The organism is Limosilactobacillus galli (genome assembly GCF_947381495.1).
GTDB classification, from domain to species: Bacteria; Bacillota; Bacilli; order Lactobacillales; family Lactobacillaceae; genus Limosilactobacillus; species Limosilactobacillus galli.
The window spans coordinates 1-1,740 of the sequence record NZ_CANCWK010000089.1 but is presented as its reverse complement, the minus strand read 5'-3'; the positions used below and the strand labels follow the sequence as shown (position 1 = coordinate 1,740).

Sequence of the window (1,740 nt, the reverse complement as noted above, 5' to 3'; positions counted from 1 at the left end):
TCCTCGGCTCATGGTTCCGACTACTACGGCCCATAGCGGACTTTCACCGCCTAGCTAATACCCATGCCGGGCGCACTGCGAAAAGCTCCCCGCTGCGACAGCGAAGAGCTTCATAACTATTAATCGCAATTTACTTAATTCCTAGTAACCTAACTTGCCGAGCCAACGGTTAACCTGGCGCCGAGCGTGGGCTGCTTCGGTTCCCCGGACGGTGAAGCCACGCCGGGTCTTAGCATTCGGGTACTGACTCTTCAAAACGTCTGGCGTTTCACCTAAGCCGGAACCTTCATTGGTTGTGAACGGGATAACCGTCTTACTGCTATCGTCTAGGTTTACCTGATCCATGAACGTCCGCACAACCATTGGGTAAGTATTGTACCAAACTGGTGAGCCGATGAAGATGGTGTCGTACTTGCTGACATCAGGCATTGGGCCTTTGATGGCTGGCCGCGCGCCTTCTCGCCGTTGTTGATCAGCTAAGCGAGCAGTCTGATCGTAGTCACTTGGGTAAGGCGTTTGTGGACGGATCTCAAATTCAGTCCCGCCAGTCTTCTTTTGAATATCATCGGCGATCTGCTTGGTATTACCGATCTTCAGGTCACCACCATAGATTCCGCGGGTTCTAGAGAAGTAAACAATCAACGTCCGCTTCCCCTTGTTATTAGCAGCGACTGCTTGACGGTGGTTATTAACGACCAGGCCACCGACAACTACGAGGATTACGACTGCGATTAGCGCGATCCACTTACGACTAAGCTTTTTCATTCCGATCACCTTTCTTCCTTGATTTGTTGCTACCATTTTATTCGGAAAAAGGCCCGGTGAAAATTACTTAATCTTCATAGCGGTATGCAGTTCTAGTATAGCAATTACATGAATGAACTCGGGTCCGAGTTAAGCAGATTAATAGCTTTTTAACATGGCTTATAGTATTTTCAAATTCAAGGAGGTGTTAACCTATACCAGTTGACCAAAGCCAATGATAATTAGAGGTTATCAGGCGGTGACCAGAAGACAAGATGTAATGTAGCAAAATCCATAAGGATTTATTTATAGAATACGAGGAGGTACTATGATGTCCAAAGAAGAACTAAAGAAACGGTTAACACCCGTTCAATACGCTGTTACCCAGGAGGCAGCCACGGAGCAACCATTTACTGGTAAATATGATAACTTTGACCAGCCAGGGATCTACGTAGATGTGGTTAGCGGAGAACCACTCTTTTCCTCACTTGATAAATATGATTCCGGTTGTGGTTGGCCAGCCTTTACTAAGCCTATTGCCCAGCGGGTGGTAAAGGAAAAGCGTGACCAGTCCTTTGGCATGGAACGTACTGAGGTTCGTAGCCGCCAGGCCGGTTCACACTTGGGACATGTATTTACTGATGGCCCCGCTGACCAGGGTGGTTTACGTTATTGTATCAATTCGGCTGCCCTTCGTTTTATTCCTGCAGCTGATTTGGCAACGGCTGGTTATGGTCAGTACCAAGCACTGTTTAAATAATAGCAAACCTTGGTATTCTACAATCAGAATACTGAGGCTTTTAAGTTAAAGATTCACTTCTTTATGAAACTGACCTTTGTCAACCACCACGGAATTTATTCCGTGGCTTGTGAGCAAACACCCCTCTTTTGAGCATTTGACCACAATTTGCGTAGATACAGGCAATCAGAATCACTACGTAATTCTAATTCACTACCTCATTTCTAACGAAATGGCTAGAAACAAAGTAACAGACT

General features: G+C 46.2%; 2 protein-coding genes. One reads left to right on the top strand and one right to left on the bottom strand.

Annotated elements, in window-relative coordinates:
- Positions 1-141: 141 nt before the first annotated feature.
- Entirely contained in the window at positions 142-765 is a 624-nt protein-coding gene (locus QOS10_RS09255; RefSeq protein ID WP_283595187.1) for a flavodoxin, read from the bottom strand.
- Positions 766-1,075: 310 nt separating this feature from the next.
- Between QOS10_RS09255 and msrB the strand changes: the two genes are divergently transcribed.
- Positions 1,076-1,504: a peptide-methionine (R)-S-oxide reductase MsrB gene (gene msrB / locus QOS10_RS09250; RefSeq protein ID WP_283595186.1), complete on the top strand. Its 429-nt coding sequence runs from the start codon at positions 1,076-1,078 to the stop codon at positions 1,502-1,504.
- Positions 1,505-1,740 lie beyond the last annotated feature (236 nt).